This is a genomic window from Streptomyces sp. Y309 (genome assembly GCF_056712025.1).
Genome location: NZ_JBWYAE010000002.1, coordinates 87,205 through 113,229 on the forward strand (window position 1 = coordinate 87,205; position 26,025 = coordinate 113,229).

At 68.7% G+C, this 26,025-nt stretch carries 22 protein-coding genes; 13 read left to right on the forward strand and 9 right to left on the reverse strand.

The window, feature by feature from the left end:
* From AC0KTA_RS39780 to AC0KTA_RS39790, 3 genes are all read left to right on the forward strand, one after another.
* The gene (locus AC0KTA_RS39780) at positions 1-2,778 is read left to right on the forward strand and encodes a hypothetical protein (protein ID WP_481056826.1); all 2,778 of its coding nucleotides are present in this window, start codon (positions 1-3) and stop codon (positions 2,776-2,778) included.
* Positions 2,775-3,965 carry a C40 family peptidase gene (locus AC0KTA_RS39785; RefSeq protein WP_481056827.1) on the forward strand — a complete coding sequence of 397 codons (1,191 nt, stop codon included), beginning with the start codon at positions 2,775-2,777 and terminating at the stop codon, positions 3,963-3,965. Before AC0KTA_RS39780 ends, AC0KTA_RS39785 begins: the two co-directional genes overlap by 4 nt.
* Positions 3,966-4,156: 191 nt before the next feature.
* Positions 4,157-4,642 (forward strand): hypothetical protein, encoded by a 486-nt coding sequence (locus AC0KTA_RS39790; RefSeq protein ID WP_481056828.1) that lies wholly within the window; start codon positions 4,157-4,159, stop codon positions 4,640-4,642.
* Between the two features lie 387 nt (positions 4,643-5,029).
* On the opposite strand, the gene AC0KTA_RS39795 is transcribed toward AC0KTA_RS39790, so the two are convergent.
* Complete coding sequence (locus AC0KTA_RS39795; RefSeq protein ID WP_481056829.1) at positions 5,030-8,710, reverse strand: nSTAND1 domain-containing NTPase; 3,681 nt, start codon at positions 8,708-8,710, stop codon at positions 5,030-5,032.
* Between the two features lie 430 nt (positions 8,711-9,140).
* Between AC0KTA_RS39795 and AC0KTA_RS39800 the strand changes: the two genes are divergently transcribed.
* The 4 genes from AC0KTA_RS39800 to AC0KTA_RS39815 all read left to right on the forward strand — a co-directional run bounded on the left by AC0KTA_RS39800 (position 9,141) and on the right by AC0KTA_RS39815 (position 12,027).
* Positions 9,141-9,677, forward strand: coding sequence for an RICIN domain-containing protein (locus tag AC0KTA_RS39800; RefSeq protein WP_481056830.1), 537 nt, complete (start codon positions 9,141-9,143; stop codon positions 9,675-9,677).
* A 777-nt stretch (positions 9,678-10,454) separates the two neighbouring features.
* A complete protein-coding gene (locus AC0KTA_RS39805) occupies positions 10,455-10,733 on the forward strand; it encodes a hypothetical protein (protein ID WP_481056831.1) in 279 nt (92 codons plus the stop codon).
* 53 nt (positions 10,734-10,786) lie between these two features.
* Positions 10,787-11,320, forward strand: a complete 534-nt coding sequence (locus tag AC0KTA_RS39810) for an RNA polymerase sigma factor (protein ID WP_481056832.1) — start codon at positions 10,787-10,789, stop codon at positions 11,318-11,320.
* Positions 11,317-12,027: a hypothetical protein gene (locus AC0KTA_RS39815; RefSeq protein ID WP_481056833.1), complete on the forward strand. Its 711-nt coding sequence runs from the start codon at positions 11,317-11,319 to the stop codon at positions 12,025-12,027. The genes AC0KTA_RS39810 and AC0KTA_RS39815 overlap by 4 nt, the downstream gene beginning before the upstream one ends.
* A gap of 643 nt (positions 12,028-12,670) precedes the next feature.
* Here the strand turns inward: AC0KTA_RS39815 and AC0KTA_RS39820 are convergent.
* The 5 genes from AC0KTA_RS39820 to AC0KTA_RS39840 all read right to left on the reverse strand — a co-directional run bounded on the left by AC0KTA_RS39820 (position 12,671) and on the right by AC0KTA_RS39840 (position 18,996).
* A complete protein-coding gene (locus AC0KTA_RS39820) occupies positions 12,671-13,306 on the reverse strand; it encodes a DUF6461 domain-containing protein (protein ID WP_481056834.1) in 636 nt (211 codons plus the stop codon).
* Between the two features lie 477 nt (positions 13,307-13,783).
* Positions 13,784-14,422 (reverse strand): HAD family hydrolase, encoded by a 639-nt coding sequence (locus tag AC0KTA_RS39825; RefSeq protein ID WP_481056835.1) that lies wholly within the window; start codon positions 14,420-14,422, stop codon positions 13,784-13,786.
* Between the two features lie 199 nt (positions 14,423-14,621).
* Positions 14,622-17,237: a DEAD/DEAH box helicase gene (locus AC0KTA_RS39830; protein ID WP_481056836.1), complete on the reverse strand. Its 2,616-nt coding sequence runs from the start codon at positions 17,235-17,237 to the stop codon at positions 14,622-14,624.
* A 509-nt stretch (positions 17,238-17,746) separates the two neighbouring features.
* Positions 17,747-18,622: a sigma-70 family RNA polymerase sigma factor gene (locus AC0KTA_RS39835; RefSeq protein WP_481056837.1), complete on the reverse strand. Its 876-nt coding sequence runs from the start codon at positions 18,620-18,622 to the stop codon at positions 17,747-17,749.
* Positions 18,619-18,996 (reverse strand): VOC family protein, encoded by a 378-nt coding sequence (locus AC0KTA_RS39840; protein ID WP_481056838.1) that lies wholly within the window; start codon positions 18,994-18,996, stop codon positions 18,619-18,621. The genes AC0KTA_RS39835 and AC0KTA_RS39840 overlap by 4 nt, the downstream gene beginning before the upstream one ends.
* A gap of 488 nt (positions 18,997-19,484) precedes the next feature.
* Here AC0KTA_RS39840 and AC0KTA_RS39845 point away from each other — a divergent pair, with 488 nt between their 5' ends.
* Positions 19,485-19,955, forward strand: coding sequence for an N-acetyltransferase family protein (locus tag AC0KTA_RS39845; protein WP_481056839.1), 471 nt, complete (start codon positions 19,485-19,487; stop codon positions 19,953-19,955).
* A gap of 64 nt (positions 19,956-20,019) precedes the next feature.
* Here AC0KTA_RS39845 and AC0KTA_RS39850 read toward each other — a convergent pair whose 3' ends face one another.
* The 3 genes from AC0KTA_RS39850 to AC0KTA_RS39860 all read right to left on the reverse strand — a co-directional run bounded on the left by AC0KTA_RS39850 (position 20,020) and on the right by AC0KTA_RS39860 (position 21,999).
* On the reverse strand, positions 20,020-20,352 hold the full coding sequence (locus AC0KTA_RS39850) for a hypothetical protein (RefSeq protein ID WP_481056840.1): 333 nt from the start codon (positions 20,350-20,352) through the stop codon (positions 20,020-20,022).
* A gap of 578 nt (positions 20,353-20,930) precedes the next feature.
* Positions 20,931-21,170, reverse strand: coding sequence for a DUF397 domain-containing protein (locus AC0KTA_RS39855; RefSeq protein ID WP_481056841.1), 240 nt, complete (start codon positions 21,168-21,170; stop codon positions 20,931-20,933).
* Positions 21,112-21,999: a helix-turn-helix domain-containing protein gene (locus AC0KTA_RS39860; protein ID WP_481056842.1), complete on the reverse strand. Its 888-nt coding sequence runs from the start codon at positions 21,997-21,999 to the stop codon at positions 21,112-21,114. The genes AC0KTA_RS39855 and AC0KTA_RS39860 overlap by 59 nt, the downstream gene beginning before the upstream one ends.
* A 379-nt stretch (positions 22,000-22,378) precedes the next feature.
* Here AC0KTA_RS39860 and AC0KTA_RS39865 point away from each other — a divergent pair, with 379 nt between their 5' ends.
* The 5 genes from AC0KTA_RS39865 to AC0KTA_RS39885 are packed head-to-tail and all read left to right on the forward strand — an operon-like array spanning position 22,379 to position 25,629.
* Positions 22,379-22,615, forward strand: a complete 237-nt coding sequence (locus AC0KTA_RS39865; RefSeq protein ID WP_481056843.1) for a DUF7848 domain-containing protein — start codon at positions 22,379-22,381, stop codon at positions 22,613-22,615.
* On the forward strand, positions 22,612-23,175 hold the full coding sequence (locus AC0KTA_RS39870; protein ID WP_481056844.1) for a hypothetical protein: 564 nt from the start codon (positions 22,612-22,614) through the stop codon (positions 23,173-23,175). Before AC0KTA_RS39865 ends, AC0KTA_RS39870 begins: the two co-directional genes overlap by 4 nt.
* Positions 23,175-23,471 carry a putative ATP-grasp-modified RiPP gene (locus tag AC0KTA_RS39875; protein WP_481056845.1) on the forward strand — a complete coding sequence of 99 codons (297 nt, stop codon included), beginning with the start codon at positions 23,175-23,177 and terminating at the stop codon, positions 23,469-23,471. The genes AC0KTA_RS39870 and AC0KTA_RS39875 overlap by 1 nt, the downstream gene beginning before the upstream one ends.
* Positions 23,472-23,478: 7 nt before the next feature.
* The gene (tgmB, locus tag AC0KTA_RS39880; protein ID WP_481056846.1) at positions 23,479-24,438 is read left to right on the forward strand and encodes an ATP-grasp ribosomal peptide maturase; all 960 of its coding nucleotides are present in this window, start codon (positions 23,479-23,481) and stop codon (positions 24,436-24,438) included.
* 3 nt (positions 24,439-24,441) lie between these two features.
* Positions 24,442-25,629, forward strand: coding sequence for a methyltransferase domain-containing protein (locus tag AC0KTA_RS39885; RefSeq protein ID WP_481056847.1), 1,188 nt, complete (start codon positions 24,442-24,444; stop codon positions 25,627-25,629).
* Positions 25,630-26,025 lie beyond the last annotated feature (396 nt).

Here is a 26,025-nt window from a genome sequence, read left to right on the forward strand (position 1 = left end):
ATGGCCGTGTGGCGTTTTGATCGCGGCTGGGTGCGCAGCGGGGCGACCGTGCTGCTGCTCACGGTGGTGTTCCTGGTGGTCAACGCCCAGGTCGCCTCCGCCGCTGACGGCGGTGCGGATCTGATGAGCCCGCTGGCCGTGGACAGCTCCGAAGGCGTGCCGATCGACGGCTACGAGCTGTCCGCGCAGGGCGGGAGCGTCTTCGCGCTCAAGACGAACGGGACCGCGTGGATCATGTCCGGGCTGTTCACGCTCTCCCGGGTGGTGGTCGGACTGGCCTGCTGGGCCATCGAATTCGCCCTGCGCTTCCCGCTGATCAAGGTGCTGGCCGCTCCGGCGCAGAAGCTCTCCGACACCTACACCGACATCGCCGTCAACACCCTGGGCCTCAAGGGACTGCTGCTGAGCTGGGCGTTCGTGTTCGGGCTGATCCTTTTCGTGCGCGGCAAGGCCGCCCGCGGCCTGGGGGAGATCGCGCTCACCCTGCTGATCGCGGCGTTCGCGGCGTCGGCGTTCGTGCGCCCGGACTACCTGCTCGGCGCGAACGGGCCGCTGGCCGAGACCCAGCAGGCGGCCGCCGAGACCGCCCAGGCCACCGCCGCCGCCTACGACTGGGGCGGCAAGATCGCCAGCGGCGACGCGGGCCCCTGCGGCGCCGGGCTGTCCGGGCCCGCCCTGGAGAAGTGCTACAAGATCCAGGAAGACCGGCCCTACGCGGCCGCCGAAGTGGCCCGGCCCATCCAGGACTCCATGACCAACGTGCTGGTGGTCAAGGGGTTCATGCTCGTGCAGTACGGGCGGATCCTCGACCCGGCCAAGAAGTCCGACCGCCAGGCCTACGCCCTGCACCTGAAGTGGGTCTCCGGCGGCTACAAGGCCGGGGCCGTCAAGAAGAAGGACTGCGGGCAACTGGCCAAGCCGGCCAGGAAGTACTGCGAGGAAGGCAAGCAGGAGGAAGCCGACAACCCCTGCGCCCGCATCAGGGGGCCTGCCCGCAAGTACTGCGAGGAAGGCGAGAACGGCAGGAGGAAAGGGCCCAAGGACCTGCCGAAGCTCACCCTGGGCGGGTCACTGCTGGACTCTGCGGCACCCGTGCTCAGCGAACAGGACTCCCAGTTCGCGGCGTTCCTCAAGGACCTGGAGAAGGCCGGGCCGGTCGGCAAGGCCAGCGCTCAGTACGCCAAGGACCCCACCGGGTGGCGGGCGGCCGGCGCGCTGATGCTGTTCATCTCCGCTCTGCTCATCTGCGCGATCCCGCTCTCCGCGGCGTTCGTGCTGCTGGGCATGCAGGCCGCCGACGCCGCGGCGGCCGCGGTCGGCGCCATCACGCTGATCTGGGCGATGCTGCCGGGCCCCTCGAGGCAGGCGGTGTGGAAGTGGCTCGCCTTGATGGCCATCTCCGTCGCGGGCATGTTCGTCATCTGCATGTTCCTGCCCTCCTACGCCATCGGCCTGGACACCGTCCTGACCAACGGGCCTGATGTGCCCGCCGAGCGGCTGCTGGCCCTCAACGGCCTGGGCATAGCCGGGCTGTTCTTCCACCGCCGGCTGCTGCGCTCCCTCTCCGCGGCCGGGCAGCGGTTCGCCCTGCGGATGCGCTACGTCAAGGTCGGCGGCACGCATCTGCCCGGCGACTCCTCCGAGATCGGCGCGGCCCTGGGTGTGCACCACGGCGGCGGACTCGGTGGATTCGGCGGGTTCAGCGGGTTCGGTCTGCGCGGGATGGGCGCAGGGATGGGACGGCTCGGCACCCGTCAGCGGCTGATGCGCTCGCTGTCAGCAATGACCGACGGCACCGGCATGCCCTTCGACCCGCACAGCATGCTGGCCGAGGCGGGCACCGAGGCCTCCCGCGGGCTGGCCCCGTTCGCGATGGCCGCCACCGGAGCCCGGCTCGGTGCGCGCGGAGCGTGGGCACTGCTGGTCGGCAAACGCCCCGACGACAAAGGCCTGGAGCGGCTGCGCAAGCCCACCGGGGGCGGCGACCCGCCCGGCAGCGGCCCCGACGACAGCCCAGGCGGCAACGCAGGCGGCGGGCGCGGCCCGCGGCGTGACGGCCCACCCGACCGGTATCGAGGGGATGACGGCGTCATCGCCGACCGGGACACGGGTGAGGTGCTGCACGACCAGTCCAGCGACCGCACCCTGCTCTCCACCAGAGCGCACAACCATCTGGTGCGGCTGCGCGGTTACCGCATCGCCCACCGCGGCGCCCGCATCGCCTACGGCACCACCTGGGGGGCGGCCGCGAACACCCGGCGCGCACGCGCCAGCGCCTCACGGCAGTCCCACGACGCCCGTCAGCAGCTGAAGGTGTGGCGCAACACGTGGGCCGAGGACGGCCGGGCATGGAGGAAGAGCGGCAGGCCCGCCCCGGCACCAGGCGGGGGCACGAGGAACAGCCCGGGCGGCGGCGGTGGTTCACCGGATCCGTCCACGCGCATCCTGCACACCCCGCCCCGGCCCCCCACTCCCCCCATGCCGGCTGCTCCCCCAAGGCCTGCGGCGGCGCCCCGGCCCGCAGGCCCCGCACCCGACGGTGCACCCCCGCGGCCGCGCGGCCCGCGGGCGCACGCCTCCGACCTCGACCTGGGGCCGGCCGGGCCCATGCGCTTCCCCCTTGGCGGCGACTCCGGTGCCCCGCCGACTAGGCCGCTGCGTCGAGCCGAGCCGACTGCAGCCGATCTGCGCCGTCGCATCGACGAGCGCCGCCGGGCGCTCGAGGAGCAAAGGCGCCGCGCCGACCGCGACCCGGATGCGGGCGGTGGAGACGCATGAGGGCACCGCACCGCATCCCGCGGCGGCGCCGGCGCGCGAAGTGGGGGTGCCTGCTGGTGGTGCTGCTGGCCGTCCTCGCCTGCTGCGCCGTCCCGGCCGCGGGCGTCCTGTCGGCCGCCGCCCTGCTCACCCAGACCGACGACGGCGAGGCATCGGATACGGGCTGGGCCGAGGGCGGCAGCGCCGCCGACATCCCGCCGACCATGCTGGCCGCCTACAAGAAGGCCTCCCTCCTGATCGGCCGGCACGTGCCCACCTGCCGCGGCATCACCTGGCCGGTGCTCGCCGGGATCGCGAAGGTGGAGTCCCATCACGCCGCCGGCCGCACCATCGCCACGAACGGCGACATCCACCAGCCGAAGATCCTGGGGGTGCTACTGAACGGCTCCGGACAGGGCGGCAACACCACCGCCCACTTCGACACCGACGGCGGGAAGTGGGACGGCACCGCCGACGGCGAACGGGCCGTGGGCCCCTTTCAGTTCCTGCCCTCCACCTGGAAGTCGAAGGGCCGCGACGGCAACGGCGACAAACAGCGGGACCCGCACAACGCCTTCGACGCCGCGCTCGGGGCGGCGGTGTATCTGTGCGGCCGCGGCCGCGACCTGACGAAGAGCTCGCAACTGCGGTCGGCGATCTTCGAGTACAACCGGTCCGACACGTACGTGACCAACGTCAGCCAGTGGATCTCGCAGTACCGGGCGGCCGCGAAGAACTCCTCGGCCGGCGTCGACCTGGCCGGGGTCTCGGGGAAGGCGAAGAAGGTCCTCCGTGCCGCGCTGTCGCAGCGCGGGGTGAAATATTCCTGGGGCGGCGGCAACGCAGACGGGCCGAGCACCGGGGACTGCTGCTCACCCAGCGGCAAGAGCGGCGCCGGCATCTGCGGCTTCGACTGCGCGGGGCTGACCCAGTACGCCTTCGCCCAGGCCGGCATCCACCTGCCACGTCCCGCCGCCGCCCAGGCCGCCAAGGGAAAACGCATCCCCGCAAGCCGCGGCACGAGCGCACTTCGCCCGGGCGACCTGGTGTTCTTCGGCTACGCCCCCGGACGCGACACCACCATCTACCACGTCGGGATCTACGCCGGAAACGGCCAGATGATCAATGCCGCCCGGCCCGGAACCACGGTCCGAATGGACCCCGTGGACGCCATGCCAGGCTTCGCGGGAGGAGCGAGGCTCCTGTGACGACGAGGTCCGACCGCACCCGGCCGCGCGCCCCGTGGCTGCTCCTGGCCGCCACCGTCACCCTCGCGGCCGCGGGCTTAATGCTTCTCGACACCCCACGGCCCGAACCACCGGCGGCCCGCCCCAGCGAGCGCAGCGCAGACGCTGCCGCCTCGCCTGCGCCGCCCCCAAGATCCCGGCCCGCCAGCCGGATGCCACCGCGTCCGGGTCAGGCCGGCGCCTCCGCCGAACCCGCGGTGCCGGGCCGGCCACGCCCGGCGGCGCCCCCGCCGCCACCGCGCGGCGAGGGCCCGGCGGTCGACCACACCATCCAGGACCTCCTGGAGCGCGACTGGCCACGCGACCTGCCCGCCCGCCAGGAGCGGCAACTCCGGTCCGCAGGTGTGGCATTGCTGCGCTCGGACGCCACCGGGGTAGGCCGCGATCGCTTCCCCACCGTGTTCGGCAGACACCAGCCCGCGCTGACGGCTCCCGCGTTCATCCGCTTCCGGATCCAGGCCGCCATCGCCCGCAAGGCCCCGGGACCTCAAGCCGGCGGGCGCCGGGCGGTGGTGCACCTGGTCTGGGCGGCAGTCGACCGAGGCGGCACCTACAGTGACAATCGCGTGACCGCCCTGTTCTTCCACCAAGCCACGGACGCCACCCAGTGGACCCCGCTTCCGACCACCCACCCATGACGTGGCGCGCAGCCGACACGGCCGTCGCGTAGCTCTGGATGGCGGGTGCAGTGGCAGCCATCGGTGTTCCCGCAAGGTCGTCGGCTACAGGGCGTCGTGGTGGCGCTGCCTGGCGGACGAAGGCCCCACAACCCTCTGATCTTTCGGGGGCACTTGCGCGCCCCTCGCCGCTCCAGGATGGCCCCGGGGCTCCACCGCCGAGCATGGCCACCGAAGCTTCATACCGCCGGACCAGGTGAGTGACGGGCGCCCAACTCCGTTGCTGTTTTCAGCCGATGACATCCGCTGCACAGCACAGGTACGTTGCCGTCCGGGACCGTCCCGCATGCTCCAGCTCCACAGAGTCTGTGGAGAAATCGTTCAAGCTCCCGCAGCACACCTCTGTAGTCATGAGGGACACACCGGGCGGGGTGGTAGATCGGGCAGGTACACCGAGCGCTCCTGCGGGGTGAAGTCCCGGTGCACGGCACGGCAGAGCTTGCGGATGGATTCGGCCGGGGTGGGCAGCGCGCCGTCCCACAGCCGCACCTTCCCGTCATCGCCGCCGGTGGCCAGGGTGCGGCCGTCGGGGCTGAACACCACCGCGTACACATGGCCGGTGTGGCCGGTCAGGGTACGGCGGGGTTTCCCGGTGGTGGTGTCCCACAGCCGCACCGAACCGTCTTTGCCGCTGGTGGCCAGGGTGCGCCCGTCCGGGCTGAACACCACCGCGTACACATGGCCGGTGTGGCCGGTCAGGGTACGGCGGAGCTTGCCCGTGGTGGTGTCCCACAGCCGCACCGAACCGTCCTCATCGCTGGTGGCCAGCGTGCGCCCATCCGGGCTGAACACCACCGCCTCCACAAGGCCGGTCTGGCCGGTCAGAGTGCGGCGGAGCTTGCCCGTGGTGGTGTCCCACAGCCGCACCGAACCGCCGTCATCGGCCGCTAGCGTGCGCCCATCTGCACTGAACACCACCGCCTGCACATAGTTGGTGCCAGCGGTGAGGGTGCGGCGGAGCTTGCCGGTGGTGGTGTCCCACAGCCGCACCGAACCGTCCTCATCGCTGGTGGCCAGGGTGCGCCCATCCGGGCTGAACACCACCGCCTGCACAGGGGCGGTGTGGCGGGGCAGGGTGCGGCGGGGCGTGCCGGTGGTGGTGTCCCACAGCCGCACCCAGCGGTCGTCGTCGCTGGTGGCCAGGGTGCGCCCGTCTGCGCTGAGCACCACCTCCGTGACGGAGCCCGTGTGGCCGGTGAGGGTACGGCGGCTCTTCCCCTCGGCCGTATTCCACAGTCGCACCACCCCCTTGTCGTCGCTGGTGGTCAGGGTGCGCCCGTCCCCGCTGAACGCCATCTCTGCGACAGGGGTGGCGTGGCCGGTGAGGGTACGGCGTCTCTTGCCCCCGGCTACGTCCCACAGCCGCACCGAACGGTCGTTGCCGCCGGTGGCCAGGGTGCGCCCGTCTGCACTGAACACCACCGCCGTGACGAAGCCCGTGTGACCGGTGAGGGCACGGCGGCTCTTCCCCTCGGTCATGTCCCACAGCCGCACCGAACCGTCCTCACCGCTGGTGGCCAGCGTGCGCCCATCTGCACTGAGCAGCACCGTCGTGACGGGGGCCGTATGGCCGGTGAGGGTACGGCGGCTCTTGCCTCCGGCTACGTCCCACAGCCGCACCGAACGGTCGTTGCCGCCGGTGGCCAGGGTGCGCCCGTCTGCACTGAACACCACTGCCGTGACGGAGCCCGTGTGACCGGTGAGGGCACGGCGGCTCTTCCCTCCGGCCATGTCCCACAGCCGCACCGAACCGTCCTCATCGCCGCCGGTGGCCAGGGTGCGCCCGTCCGGGCTGAACGTCACCGCCGCGTGCGGGCCGGCGCGGGTGTGCAGAGTGCGGCGGGGTTTCCCGGTGGCGGTGTCCCACAGCCGCACCGCACGGTCCTCGCCGCTGGTGGCCAGGGTGCGTCCATCCGGGCTGAACACCACCGCCCAGACAGAGCTGGTGTAGATGGCGAGGGTGTGGCGGAGTTTGCCGGATGCCACGTCCCACAGGCGCACCGAACCATCGCCGCTGCCGGCAGCCAGGGTGCGCCCGTCCGGACTGAACGCGATCTGCGTGACAGGGTCGGTGTGGCCGGACACAGTACGGCGGAGTGTGCCGGTGGCCGTGTCCCACAGCCGCACCGAACCGTCCTCCGCGCCGGCTGCCAGGGTATGGCTGTCTGGACTGAACACCACCGCCACGTCCGGTTCGTCAGGTTCGGCGAGGGTGCGGCGGAGCTTGCCGGACGCCACATCCCATAGCTGCACTGGCTTGCTGTCGCTGATGGCGGCCAGGGTGTGTCCGTCCGGGCTGAGCGCGTGGGTGTAGCCGGGGAGGCGGTATCGCAGGGGGAGGTCTGCGGCGGCGTAGAGGCTGGCGGTTGCCTCGGTGGTCGGTGCGGTGCGGTAGGCGCGGATGGCCAGCAGGGAGGCCAGGTCGGAGTTGCTGTCCAGGAGGGCGGATGACTGCGCGGCGAGCTGCCGGGATATGGCCGTCTGCTGTGCGGTCACCGCGCGGGCGCGCTGCTGGTTGCTGCTGCGGCTCTGCTGCCAGGCGATCAGCCCAGCGGCCAGGGCGAGGACCAGCAGGAGCGAGAGTGCCGCGGTCAGGCGGCGCAGCCTGCGGGTGATGCGGGCGGCAGCGTGTGCTTCGTGGTCGCGGGCGGCGGTGCTGGCGGTGAGGAACGCGCGTTCGCGGCCGTTGAGCTCCGGGTGGTCGTGAGCCCGGGGGAAGTGTTCGTCGGCGGTGGCCAGGCGGGTGCCGCGGTACAGCGCTCCGGCATCGTGGTCGAGTTCCTGCCATGCGCGGGCGGCTTCGGTCAGCTGACGGTGGCAGCGCAGGTGTTCGCGGTTTTCCTCGATCCAGGTGTGCAGGCGGGGCCAGCCGGTGATGAGGGCCTCATGGGCGAGGTCGACGGTGCCGTCATCCAGAGTGATCAGCCGGGCGCGGGCCAGCTGGTGCAGGACGGCGCCGGGGCCCGCGGGAGTGGTGGTGTCGAGTTCGGTGCGATCGGCGGGACGGCGGGTGTCGGGGGCTCCCTCGCCGGGGGTGATCAGGCGCAGCAGGATGTTGCGGGCTATCTCGGCCTGGGGCGGGGCGAGTTGGGTGTAGCAGTGTTCGGCGGTCTGGGCGATGGCGCCGTGCAGACCACCGGCGGCTTCGTAGCCGTGCAGGGTCAGAGTGCGGCCTTTGCGGCGGCGCCAGGTCTCCAGCAAGGCGTGCGAGAGCAGCGGCAGACCGCCCGGCTCGTCACACGTCTGCTCAATCAGGCGAGCGGTCAGCACCCGCTCCACGATCAGGCCTTCGGTGGCCGCGGGCTTGACGATGACCTCGCGCAGTTCGTCCGGCGTCATGGGGCCAACCGGCAGACTCGCCTCCCGCACGAGGCCAGCCAGGCCCTCGTACTCCAGACAGCGGGCATAGAAGTCCGCCCGCACCCCCAGCACCACCTTCAGCCGGCTGCCAGGATCCCTCGCCGACAGCAGCAGAGCGATGAACTCCCTCCGCTGTCCCAGGTCGGGGCAGAGCGTGAACACCTCCTCGAACTGATCCACTACCAGCCACGTCTCCCCCACCCCCTGCGCCGGAACGAACAGCGTGCCGTGCTCATCCGCCGGCCTGGGACCGGGCGTACAGATACGGATCGCCGCCGGACGCAGCGCCGGGTCCTGGGTGTTCTGTAACCGGGGGATCAACCCGGCGCGCAACAGGGAGGACTTGCCGCTGCCCGAGGGGCCGAACACCACCGTGCAGCGGTGGGCCGTGGTGAGAGCGGTGAGGTCATCGGTGAGGCGGGTGCGGCCGAAGAACCGGTCGCTGTCGCCGGGTTCGTAGCGGGCCAGCCCGCGGTAGGGCGCATCCTGCTGTGCCACCGGGAGCCGGGCGGCCTCGTCTTCCTGAGCTTCGCGCCAGTGGCGCTCCCATAGCGCAGAGTCTCCGTCGCAGGCCTTCACATACGCCAGCGCCACCGCCAGCGAGGGCAGCTTCTCCCCAGCAGCGGCCGCAGCCAACGCCGCCACCGAGTACCCGGCCCTCTGGGACATCACCCGATACGTCGGAGTCCCCGCTTCCACACGGAGCTTGCGCAACTCAAAGGCGAACCGCGCGGCCGGACCCGCACCTGGATCCACCGGCCTCTCACGGCGCCCCACCCCAGCCCCCCAACGATCGGCTACGCCCGATCCCAGCACGCCACCACGGGACACCAGAAGGAGACGGCAAGCCAATCCCGTGCCGCACCGGCCGCGCATCTGTTTTTGTCCAGCAGCACGTCAACGGGCTGCTGGACAACCGCGAAACCGCTGAACTCGCTTGTGTTCGACCGCGGCCACTGCCATCCACAGGGGAGACGGCAGCGGCCACAGGCCCCACACCGGCAACGAGCAAGAAACCGGGCTGAACAGACAGCAGCCCGTGCCGGCCGGTACGGCACACACCAGAACCCAGACCGAACAATCCGGAAGGAGCCCATATATGCCTGTCGGAAAGAAGCTGGCAACCACCGCCGCTTCCCTAGCGCTCGCAACAGGGGGCGCACTCCTGATCGCTCCCCCGGCCACGGCAGCCCTCGCTGACGGGACCGGCACAACGACCGCAAGGACCTCCACCGCAGCGGTCGCCCCCCTCGGAGGGATCTCAGACAGCAGCAGCCAGGCCACCTGGTTCAGGATGCGGAATGCGGGCACCAGCCAGTGCGCGGCCAACCATCACCCCAAGGTGTTCGGCTGGGGCTGCAGGACCTACGCGGATCAAAAATGGGCGTGGCGCAACGGCAACATGCTGAAAAACTATAAGAGCAAGAAGTGCCTTGCCATGCACCGCAATGGCACCGTCTTCACCCACCGCTGCACCAACTCCTACCGCGACCAACGGTGGGCCAGCGGCCCCAGGGCCGGCATGCTCAAGAACGTCCAGCACCCGAGCAAGTGCCTCGCGGCGCACAGCAATGGCAAGATCTTCGGGTTCAGGTGCACCACCTCGTACCGCGACCAGTACTGGCAACGGGCGTGACGTGACGCCCGTGCCCGCCAGCTGGGCTACAGCTGGCGGGCACGGGAACGTGCGCAACCTGCCAGCCCTCGCTGATGACGACCGATTCTTCGGTGGCCAGCCACTGAGCATCCACAACTCGGGGCCATACAAGAGCCGTTGCCCGCGAACACGGTCAACGGCTCTTGTACGCCGCTGGACCTGCCTCTATGACGGGCCTGAGAACGGAGGCGTCCATCCCGGCGGCGTACCCCGGCCATGTTGGGATGTCGAATCCGTAGGCTGCGGCGAAATCTGTGTAGTGGGAACGGCTGTAGCCGAACCGGCGGCAGTGCACCTCGATGGTGACGAGGTCTCACTCCAGGTGACCGTGGGCCACGGCGTCCCCGACCAGGCCTGTGAACTCTGGATGCGCGGCGCAGCCGTGGGCCTGACCTCCGATCAGCCCGACACCCACCCCGACGTCGCCGCGGCCGACCGCGCCCCCTGCACCTGGCGCCGCGTCACTGACCCCGTGAGGCACGTGAGTTGGGGATCGAGCCGTCCACGTTGCGCTCCCGCGTCACCGGGGCGAGCGGAGCCCGCCAGGAAGCGCAGCGCCGCTACGCGAAGCTCACCGAGATCACCCGCCGCTGAGCCAACGCCCCGTCAAATCACCTCAAAAGCACGGAACTCCCTGCTCAGGACGCCCTCTAGCTTCATAGATGTACGGAGGCATCCGCTTTTCTGCTCCTGCGTCGTGTATTAAGCGAGAGGGTCCCCGCCCTCTCCTTAGTCCCCGAAAGGAGCCGAGTCCCCATGGCTTGGCATAACTACCTCAACGGCGGTGAGGTCGTGGCCCTGTCTGCCCTCCTCTTCCTCTCTGCCATCACGAGAACGCTCGCCCCAGCGGCGTCCTTGTGCGCGGTCGGCTGGCTCCAGATCCTGCGGGAGCGTGAGCGACGGGCAACCCTCCTCGCCCTCATGGACATGCCGTCCCAGTGCACGGTCGTGAGGGGCCTCGAAGGCCGCCAGACACCCAAGGGCCGGGCTCCCCGGACCCGTTTCCTGATCTACTCCCACGGGTCGGTGCGGTGACGACACCTAACCCGGTGGCGGGGACGCTCGGCCCAGCGTCCCCGCCGCGCACCGTGTTCGAGGCCACCATCGACGAGCACCACCCGGAACTTCTCCAGTGCGCCACCTGGCGCGCTGAAGGAGACAAGCACCTCGCGGAGGACGTTTTGCACGACGTCTACGTGAAGGTGCTCCGGCGGATAGCCCGCGACCTCGCGATCCCCACCGACCCCAAGCAGCTCGCGCAGTACATGCGCAGAGCCATCGACAACATGACCAAGGACCACCACCGCACGTACGGCAAGCGGGTAGTCCCCCAGGGGCTCAGCATCCCGCTGGCCCGAGAGGAGAGCGACGACGAGAGTCCCGAAGACGCCGTTCTCGCCGTGGCCTACCGCAAGGTGGCCGCCCGCGTGAACGTCCTCATCGCCACGCTGCCCGAGCGGCAGCGCGAAGTCGTCCAGCTCATGTTCTGGAACCAGATGGACAAGAACGAGGTAGCCCGGAACCTGGGCCTCAAAGTCGAGTCTGTCGACCGATACCTGCGCCTGGCGAAGAAGAACCTCAAAGTCGGCGCACAGGAGATTCAGAAGGAGGTGGTCGCGTGAAGTACGGGGACTTGCTCATCGTCGACGAACTGCACCGCCTCGATGGGGTGGCATCTTCCCTGCTTCAGTCGCGCATCAACTACTGGCTGACGCAGCAAGTACGGACGCGTGCAACAGACGATCAGAGCGAGACGGTCGGCCGCCTTCGGGCGGCCGGCCGCCCCGGCCCGGGCGCCCTCACAGGCGACCTTGCTCTGGCCAACACACGCGGCAACACACGCGTTCTCGAAGAGTTCCGGGAAGTTGTCCTCTCGGAACGCATGACAGGGGCTCAGGCAAGACGGGGAGCTGAGCTGCTGGAGCTGTTGGATGGAGAAAAAGCGGCATTGCCGTGGTGGAAGCTGGCGGCGGCCCTCGGGGACGCCGACGCCATCGACTACCTCGAACTGCTGGAGGAAGAAGCAGCCTCATCCGTGCAGGGAGCTACGGGGTCTTCCTGCACGGATGAGCGAGACCGCTGCTCCCGCCCTGTCCCAGCACCTGAACCCACCCCGCTGCACCCACATGAAGATGTGCTGTGCGCGTCCGTCAGACCAGAGGTGCCGTCCTCCTCTGAGTCACGGCCTCGGGCTGACCAAATGGGAGCACTGCAAGGACTGGTTGGGGCGGCCCGACGGGTTGCCCGATCCGCAGTGGCCTCACCGAAAGTGGACACCGAAATCACATGGATCACGGAAGGAGACGCACTCCTGGCCAGCGGCAGCTAGGGCCGGGGGGTGACTGGCGGGCATCCAGTCACCGAGGTCCGGCTGAACTGCTGCAGGCTCAGCTGGCGGTAGCGACACCCGGGGAATGCCGTCACGTGGCTCGGCGTCAGGGCCGTGGACACCGAGCCATCCCATCGGGTGAATTTCGCCAGCTCACACCTGAACCCTCCCTGAAGCTGGCGGAGCCCTCACCAGCTCTGAGAGCACAGCCGTGCTCTGCCCTTCCCTGAAGGGCAGAGCACGGCCCACACCGGCTCCGACGAACCCCACGCTCCCGGCCACGTGAGACTGGGATTACATCAGGACGGAAATCAGTCAGGTGGACAGCACCTAGAGATCATTAACGGCGACGGTTCTCGACAGGGTGACGGCTGACGCGGCGCCGGGGATGGCGACCGGTGGCCGGGTGAGCAGGCGAGCCATCTCGTCGGCGGCGGCTCGTCCCCTTCTCCGGTCCAGGCAGTACCGTGCGTTGGCGCGGTACGCCGACGACATCGCCATGCCGTGCAACGAGGTAGAGCAGACAGTGAAAAGGATCGTCCGGCACGCGGAGGAAGACCCCGCCGAGTAGCCGAACGTACGGGATGCCTCGCAGGTTTTCCCGGATGACTGGGGCTACTTCATTGACGAGGCGCCTCTGGTGTCAGTCTTGCTCCGCGACACGGATAGCAGGCATGGGGGCTTCGTCTGCCTCTTGAGGCACGTCGCAGTGGAGTTCCCGCTGGATTTTGCAGAGTGCGCGCTCGTAGGAATCAGCGCGGTCTCCATCTTCGATCGCGGCCCGGTACCCAGTGAGATCATCGAGGACTCGAGGGTTTATCCCACGGTCTTGTTCAGGGAAGAGCGGGTCGAAATATGACATGATCTCTCCGTCTTCCGCGTAAGCGATCCAGGCGGCCACTGAATAATTGCGGGTGACGGAGAGTGCGGCCGTGCCCCGGGAGGCGGATTCGAGAATCTCATCCTCTGACAAGCAGAGTCCTATCGGCTCGATGGCGAAGGCCCAGTCACCGTAGGCGCCTGCGCGTACCAGCACGCGGTCGTTGTCGAGCATCCCGCTGCCGCGGAGCTCGTCCACGTCCAGGCCGGGGATGTCTCCCTCTTCGAGGTCTCCACCGAGCTCCTGAACGGCATCCGCTTCTGCGCGGCTCAGGGGAATCGGAGTCACCTCCTCACCTGCCACCCTGTCCAGAAGCTCAGCGGGGGAAATTCCCTTCGCGAAGATGACGCAGTATCCGAATTCGTAGAGCTGAGAGTTCGGGAGTGTCTTTGCGCTCACTATCCTGTGTACCTCAGGTCTTGGCCGCCGGGGTCGCCGCCCCGGGGCGAGGCCTCCGTGCCAGCATTGGCCGCAAGCGGCGTGAGCAGCACCAGCATTGACGCTGCAGCGGCTACGAAAGATCTTCTGTGCCGAGTGCGCAAAGTGCCCCCTGTGGAGTTGTTCTGGCTTATGTGTCCACGCCAGGCATCAGGCAATCACGGCATGATCACTCAGTCAAAGATCACTTTCAGTCAGCTCCCCCGAGCTATTGGTCAGTTCAGCAGCACCGGGGCCTGCTCACCCTGCCGCATCGCGATCACCTGCTGATGTGTCTCTGGAGCCGACGCCACTGCCGTGAACTGCACCGGGGCCGAGCAGAACACTGCCTCCGCCACCTCCTCGCCAGCACCCGAGCCCGAGCCGCACCCGCAGAAGCGAACCGATCAACCGCTTCAACGCCTGGCCGGCAGCTACCGAAGACCGGCCAGGCCGGCATCATCCAAGCGGGACATGCCCTCGGGCCATGGGCCCCGCGCCCACATGAGCTGCGATGCGCGTGATGGCCTCGGCGTTGCCCTCGAACAGATGCGCCTGCATGCCCACCGCCTGGGCAGCCTCAACGTTGACTGCGGCATCGTCGATGAACAGGCAGTGCTCCGGCAGCACGTCCAAGCGAGCGCATGCGGTCTCGAAGACGTGCAGGTCGGGCTTCTCGATGCCGATCTCGTGCGAGTAGACGATCTGTTCCACCAGTTCGTCGAAGTGATACAGCGTTGTCTCCCGTTCCCGGGCGCCGACGAAGCTGTTGCTCAGGATGCCTAACCTGCAGCTTCCGCGCAGCCCTCGCACATAATTGATGAGCTCCTCGTTCGGCGCCCCCAGATACTCCGCCCAGAGATCAGCCATGAAGGCTTCAACCTGAGGGGCGTCGAGACCCAATCGGGCCGCCACCTGCTCATGCACCTCCCGCTCGCTGATTTTCCCGACACTCCCAGCCCGCCACACGTCGCCCATCCGCTCATGGACAGTGCCCAGGGGCAGTTCCAGCCGCTCTTCCCACCGTTGCACCCATCCCGTTTCCGGCGTCACCTCCAGCACGCCGCCGATATCGAGAATGACGCAGGTCGCGGTCACACGTTTCCCCCTCTTCGCCCTGGCCTGACCAGCGAGCACAGCCCGCCTGCATGTGATCGACAGAGACACTGTCATCTCTCCCTCTGGGGCAAGGTCAAGCGATCTTCGACGCTTGTGACAGCCCTGTCGCAACCCGCCGTCCCGGCTCGCCTCACTCAGCAGGTGCCTTCAACACTCGTGACGATCAACGTCGAACGGCTCAAGGTGTTCGCTGTCGGAAGGGGCGCGTGCGCAGGGTGGACAGCCATTGGGAGGGCAGGGCCTGCTCGGCGCGGAAGTGCACGGCGAGTTCGGTGACGGAGAGGTGGGCGATGCCCTGGGCGCGGGCGACGTTCCAGGCCCGGATGACCCTGTCGAACAGCTCCAAGACGTCGTCGGGATGGACCAGATACACGTGCGGTTCAGCCAGCGCGTGAGCGCTGGGGTGGACACTGCGTTTGGGCGTGACGAGCAGGCACACCGCGTCGCTCGGGGCGGAAGTCTGGCGTGCGGTCTCGGTGAAGCGCAGGTGCGCGCCCGTTTGCCGGACGTTGTCCGCGCCGACCTCCCCCGAGGGGCTGGCTTCGCTCTTGGCCTCCCAGATCACCCACTGCGCGTCACCGAAGATCCACACCGCGTCCGGCGCTGCCGCGGTCGTATCGTCGTCGTTGCCGTAACTGTGCTCGGCCCCGGTGAACTTGCCGAGCTGGACGAGCGCCGCCTCGTAGGCGGTGTATTCGGTGCCCTGCAGGCCGGTGCGGGTCCGCAGGACCGCGGACTCGAACGTGTGCGGGGCGGCCAGGTCGGTGGCCGCGCGCACGGCGTGCATGGCAGCTTCGTCGACGGCCGCGAGGTCGGGGGACTGCGGTGCCGTGGCCTTCTCGCTGGGAGCGGCCAGGTGGGCGAGCCAGGTGGTGCCCTGGCTGTTCCTCCGGGCGGCCAGGTAGTAGGCGTCGGCCGCCGCCCGCAGGCCGGCGTCGCTGTTCTGCTCGGCGAGGCGGTGCGCGATCCCGAACGCCAGGTAGTTCCACAGTGCGGCGTACCGCTTGGGGGTGCGCGCGCCGCTGAGCTTGTCCAGGACCTTGCGTATGGCCTGCAGCGCCCACATCCACTCGCCGGCCCAGATGGCCTCCCAGGCGGTCACCTCGTGCCGCACCGCGCGGTGCAGCTCCTGCGTGCTCGGAGCGTCCACGCGCTCGAAGGTCTCCCGTGCCGCGACGATGTCGGCGTCGACACCCGCCCACTCGTCGCCGTGGTCCAGGAAGGCCTCAAGGTTCTCGAGCATCTCCTGCGAGCTGCTGCCCAGGCTGTGCGCGAGGCCGAACTCGAGCTCGGCGTGGACCTCGGGGTGCATGGCTGCCTGGACATCGTGCCCGGCCAGGTGCGAGGTGAGATCGGGGCCCAGAACGAGCACGGCCGCGAAGTCCCGGGTGTTGCGCGTCGCCCGCCCGGACCCCTGCATGATGCGCGCGCGGATCCGCTCCTGCAGCACCTCGACCGCGCCCAGGGACTCGTGGAGGAAGCGCTCCTGGAGGTCGCCGTGCGCGGGGAGCCCGGCCAGGACGACGAGGCGGCAGTCGCCGTCGGGCAGGTCGATGCCGTCATAGCGGTTGGTCAACACCAGGGCCGCGGCGGAGTGGGAGGTGAAGACGTCGAGATCGTCCTCGACGTCCGAAGCCCGGAGAACCTCGTGCTGCTGGGGCAGGCCGAGCTTGGTGACCTGGTCAGCGGTCCGGCCGTCCGGTGTCAGCACGATCGCACGGCCGGTGCGGGCCACGATCCCGGCAACGTAGGGGGCCAGCCGTTCCGTGTCCTTCGACAGGTCCGTGGTCAGTTCGGGAAAGAGAAAGAACCGCCGTCCCGTGCCCTGCTTCTCCCAGCCCCGCGGGATCGGGATGCGCTTGATGGAACGACGCCCGAAGCTGCGCTCCAGCTCACCGCCGGCACCCAGCGTCGCGCTCATGTAGATGCGCCGGGCGGGATCGCTGAACGCCGGGTGCTGGAACGTCGGCGCGATCATCGGCCGGATCAGCAGCCGGTGGCAGGAGACATACACCAGGCATCGGTCCATGTGGCCCTGGAGGAACTTCCACGTCTCCCGCGCACTCTTGCTGATCTTTTGCGTCGCTGCGGCGGCCGCGAGCACCTGCTCCAGCTCAGCAGCATGCGCTGCCACACCGGTCGGGGACGCCAGATGGACGGTGGGCTGGTACTGCCCCTCCGCACCCGGGGTCTGGAGTCGGCGGACCACCAGCGGGTCGAGAGCCGGGGCGAGGGCGGACAGCACATCGAGGTAGGCACTCTCCTCCAGGTCCCGGGCGATCTCCAGGCTCCAGGGCCCCGCGACGTAGCCCTCCGCCGCATGGGCGTCGTCCAGGACCAGCATGTCCGCGTTCGCCAGCGCCGGATTGGAGTTGAAGACATGGCTGTACACACTCACCGCGATCGCGCTGGCCGACGCGAAAAGAGCCCGGTCCGCGGGGTTCCACGAGGCAACCCTGTTTATCAACAGCACATTCGGAATGCCGTACTCGCCCAGCCGAGCCGCAGTCTGCCGTGCGAGCTGCCGGGTCGGGCACAGATAGGCGACACGCTCACGAAACCGGCGACGCTGGTACTCCCCGATCAGCCCGCCCACAAAGGTCTTGCCCGCACCGGTGGGGAGCTCAATGGCCACATCGGGTTCATCGGGGTAGTCACCGTGCCACGAGCGCAGCACATCCGACTGGTGCCCCCAAACAGCATCAGGACCCCGGTTCGTCAGTGCCAACAGCCGGTACAACTGCTCCGGGTCATCCGGAACACTCTCCGCACCGGACTTCCGCCTGAATGCCACTGCGAAATCTCACCCCACCCTCGGCGCGCATCGGCGCGGCCACCGGCATCCCCTATGGCGGCGGCATCTTCCTGATCAACACCACGAGTCTGGCACCAACGAAGCGTCCACGAGGGGGGAAACAGGGTCCCGGCCGGATTCCCCCAGTCCGCGGCCCGAAGGCTGAATGCCCGGGTGCCAAGGGGACGTTGAGGCACTCGGCAGGACCAGCACGAGGGCACCGCTCGCATGCCCGCCATCCGCAACGAAGGCAGCTCCGGACAGATCCGGACAGAACTGAGAAGCAGGACAGAGTGCTTGGAACCTGTGCGAGAGAACCTCTATGCCCCGTGAGCCTCGATAGGAGGATCTGCGTCGCCAGCTGCAGGTCGGCCGACACCCCGATGACTTGGACACGTGAGCTGGCTCCGTCGAGTAGCGGCCCCGGTCTCCCCGCAGCTGCCTGCTCGTCGTGCTCGGTCGGCCCCGGGATGACTTGCACATGCACGGGCAGGCCTGGCCACACCGGCTCAGGCCGGGGCGGGCAGTTGGATCGAGGCGAGTTTGGCCGGGTCGATGACGATGTGGATGCCGGTGATCCGGCCTTCGGTGACGGTGAAGGCGATGATGGAGAGAGGGTTTCCGTCGGGGCGCCAGCACATGTGGCCGGGGATGCCGTTGACCAGCACGGGTCGTTGGCGAGCGGCCTCGCCGGAGAACATACGGGCACCGGAGGCGACCTTGGTGGCGCCGAGAGTGACGACCACACCGTCGGGGGTGTCGACGGTCAGCTTCACGTTCGGGTCGAGGACACGCAGGAGCGCTTCGAAGTCGCCACTGAGGGCGGCGGCGCTGAATGCCTGGACGACCTTTCGGTGCTCACGGCCAGGGCCCGCCGGCCGGTCCGTGGCTTGGACCTTGCGGCGGGCGCGGCTGGCGACCATCTTCGTGGCGTCGGCGGATTTGCCCAGGATCTGGCCGATTTCTTGGAACGGGACCGCGAACATGTCGTGCAGGACGAACGCTAGGCGCTCGTTCGGGGTGAGCGAGTCGAGCACGATGAGCAGGGCCAGGCCGACGGAGTCGGCCAGCGCCACCTGCTCGTCCGGCGCGGGGTCGTCGTCTGGTGTTACCACGAGGTTCGCGAACTCTTGCTCGTAGGCGGTTTCGGGGTGGGATCGGCGGGATCTCAGAAGGTCCAGGCTGATTCGGCCGACCACGGTGGTCAGCCATCCCGCCAGGTTGCCGATGGTCGTCTCGTCCTGGCGGACGAGGCGCATCCAGGCTTCCTGGACCACGTCCTCGGCGTCGGCGTGCGAGCCCAGCACGCGGTACGCGACAGCGCGCAGCCGATCGCGCTGGGCTTCGAACGCCTCGGTCACGAGGCCGGACGGGCCGGCGGTCACGGCTTTCGCGGCTGACGGAGCGAGACCCGGTTGCTGTCCGGGTCCACCGCCTCGGTGCGGAGCCCGAACGGATACTCCTGCGGTTCGGACTCTTCGAAGGTGACACCGCGCTGGCGCATGATCTCGAAATCCTTTCGCAAATCGTCGGACTCGAGGATCAGCGGACCGGGCACGCCGGCCGGCTGTCCCGCGGCCGCCGCCTGCGACCACAGGATGATCTGCACCGGGCTATCGGGAACGCCGACAGTGAGGAAACGTCCCTCGGGCCCCGGGTAGTCGATCTGCTTTGCCAGGCCGAGTCCCTCGGTGTAGAACTCCAGCGCACGGTCCTGATCGGTGACGTAGATCGTCACGTACATGATGTTGGTCAGCATCCGGTTCTCGATTCACTCGTTGGTGCGGCGACCGTTCGTATTCGGTCGTCACACCTATGACGGGTGCCGACGGGAGAAGGCAACAGGGCCGGTCCGCCCGGGCGGTTACCGGGCGCATGCGGTGGGGCTAGGCAGCACGCGTGCCAGCCCAGCACCTGGTTCAGCTGGTCGAGACAACTTCGTTGTTGGGGGACCTCACTTCGAGGTCGCAGGTGCCAGACGGGTTCCGCCGGGGCAGCCAGTCCGAATCCTCACTGGTGAAGGCGCTCCGCTTCTTGGAGTTGCCCGGTCAACGCCTCGATCTGTCCCTGCAGTTCCGCAACGCGAGCGCAGGCCGCCGCTTCCCGCAGTTCCAGCTCTTCGATCAACGAGCCCATCGCCGCCCTCAAAGTCTTGCCGAAACCGCAGGAGACGACTGCAACTCACCGCGGCCCTGCGGAACACCTCCTTGCTCAGCACGGCCCCGCCGAGACCCATCAGAATGCGGTATGACCACGTTTGCCGTCCGCAAGGCACAGACCGCCGACGCCGTTGCTCTGGCACGTCTACGGTGGCGTTTCAAGCAGGAGGACAAGCCGGGACCGAGCGGTGCGGAGGAATCCTTCGTCCGCGAGTGCACGGAGTGGATGCGCACCCGTCTGGCCGGGGCATGGACTGCCTGGATCGCCGAGGCCGACAACGAAGTGCGCGGCCACGTCTTTGTGAACCACGTGGAGAAGGTCCCCGAGCCAGGCGCCGACGCAGACACCCTCGGCTACGTCACCAACTTCTACGTCTGCCCGGAGTACCGCGGCCGCGGTCTTGGCAAGGCTCTGCTGGAAGAAGCGGTTCGCCACGGGCGGCAGAACTGCCTGGACACCTTGATTGTCTGGCCTTCGGAACGAAGTGCATCCCTCTATCGCCAAGTCAGCTTCGTCGCACCGGAGGAAACGTTGGAACTACCCATCCAACCACTCTGACCGCTCAGGAGGTCTCCGCAGAAGAGACACCATGGCGGATTGCAGACGAGGGAGGCGTGCCGCCTCACACTGGGAGGTTCCAGCTCGGGCCATCTGGGGTCTTCAACCACACCACCTGTTCCTCGGCGGTGGCCGACACCGTCATCCCGAGCTCCGTCACCGGGGGCGCCCCGGCCTCCTGCCAGGTCTCCAGCGCTTCCTCCACACGGTCCCACAGGCGCAGGGGCCCGTGCTGGTGTACCGCCCAGCCGCTGCCGTCTTCCTTGGTCCAGGCCTGTGATCCGGTGGCCACATCCCGCAGTACCAGCCCGTCGCTTGTGTGCATCAGCTCGGCGGATGGCGCGGCCAGTTGCGCGATGAAGCGGGCGGCCCACTGCTCCAGTAGGCCGGGGTCCACGCGGGCTCGGCGGGTATCGCCGTCCTGGCGGAGGAAGAGGGGACTTGGTGGCCTCTCGTGGGGGCGGGCGAGCATGTAGGAGATCTCGTCTGCGCTGAAGCGGCCGTGTGCCGCCCCGTCCGGTGAGCTGTACGACGCGTGGCCGCGATTGAGGGCGCACCCTGCCCGAGAGGAGGACGCAGCGGTTGACGGGCGACTGCGCTCCAATGGCGTCCAGCTTCCTGCAAGGTGCATGGGGTTGGCATACTCGGAGATTGGCCCTCCCTGACGCAGCAGGGAGGGCCGACGGGCACCGCGGGCTTGTCTGCTCTCAGTGGTGATTGCACTGACCGCGTGTCACTCAGGATGCCGCGCCATCCGTGCGGCGTGCCGGGCTGCCCTCGTCGCGGTCGCCAGCCTTCCCTGACCGCCTGGCAGCTCCTCCACGGACCGAACAGCGCTCCCCTGTGCGACCCAGTTTTGGGATGCACAGGGGAGCGTTTTCTGTGTTACGGGTGCCCAATCGCCTCCGCCGATGAGCGGAGGTGCTAAGCGCGATGGGCGTAGAAACTGCTGGCTACCGTGCAGTGATAGCGAGCCTAGCGGCCCGCCACCCACTCAACGAGTGCTCCCCACGCGTGCGCGCTGGAGACCATCACGTTGTCTTCGGGCTGCTTGCTGTCCCGTGTTGCAACGGCTGACGTGGTGACGTGTGCGACCTCGACACATTCCCCGTTGCCGTTGCTGTAGCTCGACTTGAACCACTGTGCGCTCTGTAGATCAACCGTGTTCATAGCTCCCTGCCACCTCAGCGAGCAGACGCCGTGAGGCCTGCTCATCGAGTGCTTTCTCCCAGATTCCCCGGAACGCCGAGTCGTACTGTTCCACTTCCTTTGGCTTGTCCAGGTAGAGGCCCCCCGTGTAGCCGTCCGCATAGACGGTCGGCGGCTCGGTCTCGCTCCCGTCGCCGTTGGTGGGGAACCGCAGGATCACAAACGGTCCGGTCACGACGCCTGAGTGCATACCAGCGGAGAACGGCACCACACGGATCAAGACATTCGACAGCTCTGACACATAGACGAGATGCGCGAGTTGACCGGCCATGACGTCGCGGCTCCCAACCGGGCGCCGCAGCACAGCCTCATTCAGGGCGACCTGCAATGGCAGCGGGTCAGTGGCCCGCGTCAAGATGGTCTGCCGCTCGATTCGCAGCCGCACGCGGCCATCGAGCTCTTCCTCGCTGATCTCCGGAATGTGAGTACGCGTGACCTCACGCGCATACCCGTCCGTCTGGAGGAGCCCGGGGACGATGTCGCTCTGGTACGAGGACAGGCTCGCCGCCGCCTCTTCGAGACCGACATACACATCAAAACCCTCAGGGATCACATCGCCGTAGGCGTGCCACCACCCACGAGCTTTGGTTTCCTTCGCGAGCCCCATCAGCGCTTCCGTGAGGTCCTGCGGAGCTCCGTACACCGTGCACATGGCCTGGACGTCGAGGCTTCGCAATGGCGTCTGACCCGTCTCAATGCGCCACATCTTCGCTTCGGACCACTCCAGCTTCTTTGCCGCAGCGCGAACCGTTAGACGAGCTTGGTTGCGCAGGTCCCTTAAGTTCCGCCCGAGTTGACGACGCGGCACCGTTGATCCGGTTTGCCCCTCTGCCATGCTCCACCCCTTCTGACCTCAGTATGACGGACTGCTGCGACTCGCGATGAAGGCAGTCAAGTACCCGCCATGCAATGCAAGTCATCAGTTCGACTGACTGAACTCGAACCTTCACTATGAAGTCTTGCACGACAAGTCCACGCTGGGCAGGCTGTAGAGCCAATCGCGCTGCGTACCAACTCGCTTACGCAGCTGCGCTCTTGAGCTTCGCAGTGTCTGGTACGAGAGGCGCACGCATGTCAACGGAACAGGAACCAAACGAGCACCCCACGCCTAGTGCACCTCCGACCACTGTTGCTGACCTCCTCGCTCAGTCAGCCGAGTTGCAGCGGCAGCTCGCCGCACACTCGGCACTCTTGCGCGGCGAGGAGCAGAAGTGATGGCAGCTCTCTACCGCCCTCGCGAGCACACCATCACGCCGAACCGTGAGTCGGACGCCGAGCCGATCACCCGGGCCATGGAGTGCATGGCGTGCCGTGAGACGAGCCCGGTCAGCGAGGACCACATCGAGGCCCAGGACTGGGTCTTGGGGCACGTACGCGAGTTTCCGGCGCACCTCGATTACTGCGAGCACGTCACGCTGCCCTATCGAGTCCTACGGGGGCAGTGGCTGTGAACGGCGTAAGCCTGCCGACTCCTCCCGCACCACCGGTGCGCCCCGTGGCGGTGTGGTGCGAGTGCACGATCGGCGCGGCCCCGGACAACACCCCGGCCCGGGAGTGGCTTCTCGATGGCTACGCCGCTCCCTCCCCGCGCCTGGCCATGAGGTGGTTTGACGCGTGGGCACCGCGCCTGGCCAACCGCATCGACCGTCCCCTCGACGCGGTATGGCTCGAAGGGCCGCACAAGATCGGCGCGGTGCGCGTGGTCACGCACGACCCGTCCGACCCCGCCGCGCCCCTGCGCGCCTGGCCGCACGACGTCGAGCTGCACGAGCAGGCCCTCGCCGCCCTCAGCGAGGGCACCGTCTACCGCCTGGCGGTCGCGGACCGGCACGGCTGCTACAGCCTCTCCGCCCGCCCGCTCCTCACCCGCGTCGGCCCGCACGGCTGTGCGCCTTACGCTCCCGCCCCCTCCCGCGGACGCCCTCTCACGTGGATTCCCGCGTGGCCAGATGGCCCGCGGCAGGGGTGCGGGCCCAACCCATCCGTCACCGGCACTGGAAGGATCCCGTGATGACGAGCATCGCGCACCCGAAGGAAGGGTTCCCGCTCTCCCCCGCGGGCGGAACCATCCCCCGCAGCTCCGAGCCGCCGAGCAGCGCGGCCACCCGTCCGTGGATCCTCCGCTTCGCCCGCACCCCCGACGCCACCCAGGCCATCGCCGTACCCCCCGCGATCTACGACCCCATGGTGCAGATGTCCGTCGGCCTCTACGACGGCCCGCTGCCCTACATGGCGACCCACAACCCCACGGTTCCGGACGGCAACATGAAGAACCCGCCGCCGCTCGACGAGGGACCCAAGGACTGATCACGTGATGGCCTGCATTCTCGTCATCGCCGCTCAGGACGACTGGCCGACCGACCGGGTCGTCAAGGTCCTGACCGAGCGCGGCGCCCGCGTCTTCCGCATGGACACCGCCGAGTTCCCCCAGGACCTCACCCTGGCCGCCCGCTTGGACGCCGTCCACGGCTGGCACGGCCGGCTCACCACCGAGCACCGTTCCGTACGCCTGGCCGAGGTCACCGGCGTCTACTACCGGTCGCCGAACGCCTTCGGCCTGCCCGCGGGCATGTCGGAGGCCGAGCAGCGTTTCGCCGCCGCTCAGGCGCGGGCCGGACTCGGTGGCGTGATCACCGCCCTGGGCTGCCGGTGGGTCAACCATCCCGCCGCGATGTCCCACGCCGACTACAAACCTATCCAGCTCGCCGCAGCCCGCGCGAGCGGCCTCGCGATCCCGCCCACGCTGATCACCAACGACCCGGGCGCCGTGCGTGCGTTCGCCTCCGACATGCACGGGCCACTGATCTGTAAGCCCATCGCGTCCCCGGTATTCATCGAGGAGGACACCCTCAAAACGGTCTACACCCGCCGCCTGGACGGGCATGACCTCGACGACCTGAGCGGCCTCGACACCACCGCGCACCTCTTCCAAGCCTGGATGGACAAGGCCCACGAGGTACGCCTGACCGTCGCCGGTGACCGGATGCTCGCCGCGGAAATCCACGCCAGCAGCCAGGCCGCGCACGTGGACTGGCGCAGCGACTACAAGTCGCTCACCTACCGCGCCACCGAAACGCCGGGCCACGTCGCCGAGGCGGTACGGCGCTTGATGGCCCGCCTCGAACTGCGCTTCGCTGCCCTGGACTTCATCGTCTCCCCCACCGGCGAGTGGACGTTCCTCGAAGCGAACCCGTGCGGTCAGTGGGACTGGATCCAACATGCCACCGGCCTGCCCATCGCGGAAGCCATCGCCGATGAACTGCAAGGAGTCTGACCCGTGAGCGACCCCGACCTCGACCTCGACGCCGCCCGGCCACACATGACCGCACTCGCCGACACCCTGCGAAACGCCGGCGTCATCCACACCCCGCAGTGGGCCGAGGCGTTCGCCGCCGTCCCCCGCCACCACTTCGTGCCCACGTGGTTCGAGCAGGAGACCAACGCCAAGGGCATCGCCGTCTGGCGCCAGCAGCGCGCCCGCACCGACGACAAGCACCTCGCCGCCGCCTACCGCGACGTCACCCTCGTCACCGCGCTGGACCCCTCCACCGCCGAACAGGTCGACGACACCGCCTGGACCGGCTTGCCCATCTCCTCCAGCACCCTGCCCAGCCTCATGGCCGCCATGCTCGAAGACCTCTCCGTACGCAGGGGACACCGCGTCCTGGAAATCGGTACCGGCACCGGCTACAACACCGCACTGCTGTGCGCGCGCCTAGGCGACTCACTCGTCCACTCCATCGACGTCGACCCCGACCTCGTCGAGACCGCCCGCACCCGCCTCCAACAACTCGGCTACACCCCCCACCTGGCCACCGGCGACGGACAGAAGGGCATTCCTGAGGCGGACCGGTTCGACCGGATCATCGCCACCTGCTCCGTGCCCGCCATCCCCGAGGCCTGGATCGAGCAGACCAGGCCCGGCGCCATCATCCTCACCGACATCGCGCTCGGCATCGCCGGCGGACTCGTCCGCCTCGGCGTCGACGACCACCGCCGGGCTGTCGGCCACTTCACGGCCACCGCGGGCAGCTTCATGCCCGCCCGCACCGACGCGCACGTCTACCCCCAGCCCCACCGCCCCGAACGCGCCCCCCAGACGGAAACCCGCCCCACCGCGCTCACCGCCACCGACATCCAGGCGCACTACCCGCTGCGGCTCCTGCTCGCCTTCCACCTGCCGCAGACCGAACTCGTCTACCACCTCGACGACACCACCGGCACCACCAGCATCCAGCTCCAGCGCAGCGACGGCGCATGGGCCCGCGTCCCCTTCACCGACGAGCGCACCGTCACCTACGGCGGCGCCCCCGACCTGTGGAAGCAGGCCGAGACCGCATGGCGCTGGTGGAACACCCGCAGCCGGCCCACACAGGACAACTTCGGCTACGGCCGCGAAGCCAACGGCGACGCCTGCGCCTGGTACATCCCCGACGGCACCCGCTGGCACCTCAACACCCACTAACACCCCACCAAACCCAACGCCCCGGCGGCCGCTTAGGACCGGCCGCCGGGGCTCACGCCACCAGCTATCCAGGAACCGACGACGCATGCGCGACCTTATCGCCCTGCTCTGCCACACGCTGCGATCCCTAATCGCGCCTCAGAGATGCCCTGCCCCGCCGACCGCCGCGTCGCCCGGTCCCGGCCTGAGCCCCACCGCGCCCGTACCCTCCCCACGTTCCCTGTCACATCGCATCCAAGAACGCCGCCGCACCCTGGCCGGTGAACTCCGCCCCTACCGCCTCACCCGCGAACGCCACCGCCTCCAAAACGAGCGCCATACAGCCGCAGCCCTGGCCAGCATGGACATCGACTACGACATCACCGCTCTGGCGATATGAGCGCCACCTGTTGCAGA

Bases quoted from the DNA above. Each gene is read 5' to 3' on its own strand.
- AC0KTA_RS39780 (WP_481056826.1), top strand. From the start codon at position 1: ATGGCCGTGTGGCGTTTTGATCGCGGCTGGGTGCGCAGCGGGGCGACC.
- AC0KTA_RS39785 (WP_481056827.1), top strand. From the start codon at position 2,775: ATGAGGGCACCGCACCGCATCCCGCGGCGGCGCCGGCGCGCGAAGTGG.
- AC0KTA_RS39790 (WP_481056828.1), top strand. From the start codon at position 4,157: ATGCCACCGCGTCCGGGTCAGGCCGGCGCCTCCGCCGAACCCGCGGTG.
- AC0KTA_RS39795 (WP_481056829.1), bottom strand. From the start codon at position 8,710: ATGTCCCAGAGGGCCGGGTACTCGGTGGCGGCGTTGGCTGCGGCCGCT.
- AC0KTA_RS39800 (WP_481056830.1), top strand. From the start codon at position 9,141: ATGCCTGTCGGAAAGAAGCTGGCAACCACCGCCGCTTCCCTAGCGCTC.
- AC0KTA_RS39805 (WP_481056831.1), top strand. From the start codon at position 10,455: ATGGCTTGGCATAACTACCTCAACGGCGGTGAGGTCGTGGCCCTGTCT.
- AC0KTA_RS39840 (WP_481056838.1), bottom strand. From the start codon at position 18,996: ATGCTGACCAACATCATGTACGTGACGATCTACGTCACCGATCAGGAC.
- AC0KTA_RS39845 (WP_481056839.1), top strand. From the start codon at position 19,485: ATGACCACGTTTGCCGTCCGCAAGGCACAGACCGCCGACGCCGTTGCT.
- AC0KTA_RS39855 (WP_481056841.1), bottom strand. From the start codon at position 21,170: ATGAGCAGGCCTCACGGCGTCTGCTCGCTGAGGTGGCAGGGAGCTATG.
- AC0KTA_RS39860 (WP_481056842.1), bottom strand. From the start codon at position 21,999: ATGGCAGAGGGGCAAACCGGATCAACGGTGCCGCGTCGTCAACTCGGG.
- AC0KTA_RS39865 (WP_481056843.1), top strand. From the start codon at position 22,379: ATGGCAGCTCTCTACCGCCCTCGCGAGCACACCATCACGCCGAACCGT.
- AC0KTA_RS39875 (WP_481056845.1), top strand. From the start codon at position 23,175: ATGACGAGCATCGCGCACCCGAAGGAAGGGTTCCCGCTCTCCCCCGCG.
- tgmB (WP_481056846.1), top strand. From the start codon at position 23,479: ATGGCCTGCATTCTCGTCATCGCCGCTCAGGACGACTGGCCGACCGAC.